The sequence below is a fragment of the Neisseria sp. P0021.S005 genome, assembly GCF_051956955.1.
The window spans coordinates 1-4,451 of record NZ_JBQCWY010000224.1; the positions used below are offsets into that span (position 1 = coordinate 1).

Genomic DNA, 4,451 nt, shown 5'->3' on the forward strand with positions numbered 1-4,451 from the left:
TTAAGCTGGACCAATAACCATGTTCCGATGAAACCTGCCAAGCAAACATTGCATGAGATGATGGCAGAAAGAAAACGTCAGCAAGAAAAAGCATAAGACTTGAAAATAAAACCTGGGGGATAAAAGCCTCAAGTTTTATTTTTTATTGAATACTGCTGGTGTAGCATCGCTATTTGTAAAGGCATTTGATTTGATTATTGTATTTTGATTCTTTTGAATAAAAAGGCCGTCTGAAAGATTTTCAGACGGCCTTTATTACATCCAAAAGTTTTTGTCTAAGTCCTTAGAGCAATACTTTTTCTACACCGCCGTTATTGGCTTTTTTTACAAACTCATCCAGCCAGTTTTCGCCGAGGATGTGTTTCGCCATTTCGATGACAATGTAGTCGGCAGGCATATTGTTGTCGTCGGCGTAGCGGCTCAGGCCTTGCAGGCAGGCTGGGCAGGAGGTAAGCATTTTGACGGGTTCGCCCTGAGGCAGCTCTTTGAGGTTTTTCTCAATTTCCTCTTGTTTGCGGAACTTGACCTGAGTGGCAATGTCGGGTCGTTTGACGGCAAACATACCGGACTCGCCGCAGCAGCGGTCGCTTAAGACGACTTTCTGTCCCATCAGGCTGCTGGCCATTTGGGTGGCATTCATGGTTTTGATCGGGGTATGGCAAGGGTCGTGGTAGAGGTATTGCTGACCTTGTACGCCGTTTAGCTGCACACCTTTTTCAAGCAGATATTCATGGATGTCGATGATACGGCAGCCTGGGAAGATTTCTTCAAAACGGTATTTTTCCAGTTGGTCGTAGCAGGTACCGCAACTGACGACGACGGTTTTAATGTCGAGGTAGTTGAGGGTGTTCGCCATACGGTGGAAAGCCACGCGGTTGTTGGTGCTCATTTCTTCGGCTTTAGCCTTATTTCCGCCTGCGTCTTGCGGATAGCCGCAACACATATAGCCCGGCGGCAGGACGGTTTGTACGCCGACATGCCAGAGCATGGCTTGAACGGCTAGTCCGATTTGGCTGAACAGGCGCTCAGAGCCGCAGCCGGGGAAGTAGAACACGGCTTCGGCATCTTCCGGAGAAGCCGGATTGCGGATGATAGGAATACTCTTGTCGTCTTCTATACCCAGCATGGAGCGTGGAGTTTTAGCAGGCACGCTTTTCGGCAAAGGACGGTTGATGAAGTGGATAACCTGTTCTTTGATTGAGGCGGTACCGACGGTGGCTTTCGGTTCGGCTTTTTGCTTTTTAGTGCCAATCGGAAGAAGCTTGCCGATTTTGTAGGCAAAGTTTTGCGCTGGGAAGCCGGTCTGTATCATGGCGGCGCGAAGGGCTTTAATGGTTTTCGGGCCTGTGGCGTTCAAAAATGCCATACCCATTGAAGCTGCAGGCGCAAAGCGTTTGTGGCCGGAATCGGCAAGGTAGTTGCGGACGGCTACGGTAACGTCGCCAAAGTCGATGTTGACAGGGCAGGGCTTAACGCAGCGGTGGCACACGGTGCAGTGGTCGCCGATGTCCATCAGTTCTTCAAAATGCTTGACGGAAACGCCGCGACGGGTTTGTTCTTCGTATAAGAAGGCTTCGGTCAGTAAGCCCACACCGAGGATTTTGTTGCGGGGGCTATACAGTAGGTTGGCACGCGGAACATGAGTAGAGCAAACAGGTTTGCATTTGCCGCAGCGCAGGCAGTCTTTGACGGAATCGGCGATGGTGCCGAGGTCTGATTTTTCCATAATCAGCGATTCCGCACCCAAAAGCTCGAAAGACGGCGTATAGGCGTTGCGCAGGTCCGAGCCTTTCATCAGTTTGTGACGGTTGAAGGTGTGTTTGGGATCGACTTGGTTTTTGTAATTCCAAAACGGTTGCAAATCTTCATCTGTCAGGAATTCGAGCTTGGTAATGCCGATGCCGTGTTCGCCGGAAATTACGCCGCCGAGCGAACGGGCGATTTTCATGATGCGTTCCACAGAACGGTAGGCCGTCTGAAGCATTTCGGCATCGTCTGAGTTAACCGGAATATTGGTGTGAACGTTACCGTCGCCGGCGTGCATATGCAGGGCGACGAAGACGCGGCTGCGTACGGTTTTGGCGTGGATTTTGCCCAAGCCTTGGATAATTTTGGTATCTGTTTTGCCGCTGAAGATTTCAGAAAGCGGCTTCATTACGTCCGCTTTGACAGACACGCGCAGGCGGAAATCGCGGAAGGCAATAAAGCAGCTTTCATTGTTTTTGGCTTCGGGCGCAGCGTGGACGGCTGCGCCATAGCGTGCTTTATAGTCGGCAAGCGGCGCGTCTAAGTTAGCAAGCAGCCATTCCCAACGCGCTTTGACAGCGGAAACGTGGGCTAGGGCGTGTTTGCCGCGTTCGCCCAATAGTTCGGCGGTTGGCAGGTCTGTTCCCATTTTGTCGATGGGGAGTTTGCCGGACAGATATTGCTCTAAGGCGGCACAGAGTTTGAGTTTGTTTTGAATGGAAAGCTCAATGTTGATGCGCTCGATGCCGTCTGAATACTCACCGAGCCGCTCCAGCGGAATCACTACGTCTTCGTTGATTTTAAAGGCGTTGGTATGTTTGGCGATGGCGGCGGTGCGGCTGCGGTCAAGCCAGAAGGTTTTGCGCGCTTCTGGAGATATGGCGATAAAGCCTTCGCCGTCGCGGGCGCGGGCAAGTTTGCAGATGTGTTCGGCGGCTGCCTGTACGGCGGCTTCGTCATCGGAAACCACGTCTGCCAGCAAGACCATTTTAGGTCGGCCTTTACCTGCCGCTTTGGTGGCATAACCGACGGCGCGGACGTAACGCCAGTCTAAATGCTCCAAACCCGCCAGCCGAACGCTTTCATGGGTAAGCAGGAAATCGCGGATTTCGACGATGGAAGGCGTTGCGGTGGCGACTGTACCGAAAAATTCCATACATACAGTACGCGTGTATTTCGGCATTTTGTGCAATACGAAGGCGACGCTGGTGATGATGCCGTCTGTGCCTTCTTTCTGCACGCCGGGCAGACCGCTCAAGAATTTGTCGGTAACGTCTTTGCCCAAACCGACTTTGCGGAATTTGTGGCCGGGGATTTCCAAGCGTTTGGTATTGACGATATTGCGGCCGTCTGAATCCAACGTATGTACATCAAACAAGGCGATTTCTTCATCGTGGATTTTGCCAAAATTGTGGCGAACGCGTTCGATACGCAACCATTCGCCTTGAGGGTTGATCATGTTCCAGTAGGCGAGGTTGTCCAAGGCAGTACCCCACAGCACAGCTTTTTTGCCACCTGCATTCATCGCCACATTACCGCCCACGCAAGACGCATCGGCGGAAGTCGGATCAACGGCAAACACCAAACCCGCCTGATGCGCGGTTTCTTCCACCCGGCGGGTTACTACGCCTGCGCCACAATGGATAATCGGATGTCTGCCGTCCAAGCCTGCCAGCTCAACATATTCGACGCCGCGATGCTTGTCGAGTTTTTCGGTATTGATGACTGCGCTGTTTGCGTCTAAAGGTACTGCGCCACCAGTGTAGCCGGTACCGCCACCGCGTGGGATAATGACCAAGTCCAACTCAATTAAAGCGCGCACCAAAGGCGCGATCTCTGCCTCGGTATCAGGATTAACGACAACAAACGGATACTCCACGCGCCAGTCAGTCGCATCGGTAACGTGCGTTACTCGAGCCAATCCGTCAAACATAATATTGTGCGGCTTGGTAATTTTGCTTAAGCGATCCAAAATTTGATGGCGTTTTTGGCTGGTTTCATCAAAACTGCTATCAAAACGCTCGACTGCTTTTTCTGCTGCTGCAACCAAGACATCCACTTGCCGATTATCGTCGCGGCGTTTGCGGATTTCATTTAAGCGGTGGCGCATTTCCCGCACCAGCGCGGCGCGGCGTTTCGGATGCTCCAGCAAATCATCGACCAGATACGGATTACGCACGACCACCCAAATATCGCCCAATACTTCAAACAGCATTCGTGCCGAACGTCCTGTTTTGCGTTGACCGCGCAGGTCTTGCAGGATTTGCCACGCTTCGTTGCCCAACAGTCGGATGACGATTTCGCGGTCGGTATAAGAAGTATAGTTATAGGGAATTTCTCGAATACGCTGAGGGGCAGTAGTCGTGGTCATGGTCGTGTTCCGTTGATGGATGTAATGTTTTTATATTAAAGGCCGTCTGAAAAATGCAATTTCTTCTTGATGGCGTAAAGTGTTAATGTAGTGTAATTTTCGATATTTTTCAACGGAAAAGACAATAAACATTTCAATGGGAATGATTTTCAACTAGGTAATATTGTTTACAATCTTGTCATGTAAATGATTTTCAGACGGCCTGACAGATTTTATCGCTTGAGTTTTTCTGTAAAACCGCTATAATGCGTTTCTTCTATGGCGGGTCTCCCCGCATGGTAATTCGGAACACCGGGTCAGGGGCGGAAGCCAGCAGCCCACTCTGATGAGCCAG

General features: G+C 51.0%; 1 protein-coding gene and 1 other RNA gene. One reads left to right on the forward strand and one right to left on the reverse strand.

Annotation, left to right across the window (positions count from 1 at the left end; all coding sequences use genetic code 11):
• Positions 1-283 precede the first annotated feature (283 nt).
• On the reverse strand, positions 284-4,117 hold the full coding sequence (locus tag ACTHUE_RS11460; RefSeq protein WP_049336118.1) for a DUF3683 domain-containing protein: 3,834 nt from the start codon (positions 4,115-4,117) through the stop codon (positions 284-286).
• A 260-nt stretch (positions 4,118-4,377) separates the two neighbouring features.
• Here ACTHUE_RS11460 and ffs point away from each other — a divergent pair.
• An RNA gene (ffs, locus tag ACTHUE_RS11465) (signal recognition particle sRNA small type) lies at positions 4,378-4,451 on the forward strand; the annotation flags it as partial.

Excerpts from the sequence above, each read along its gene's own strand:
- ACTHUE_RS11460 (WP_049336118.1), bottom strand. The coding sequence starts at position 4,117 with ATGACCACGACTACTGCCCCTCAGCGTATTCGAGAAATTCCCTATAAC.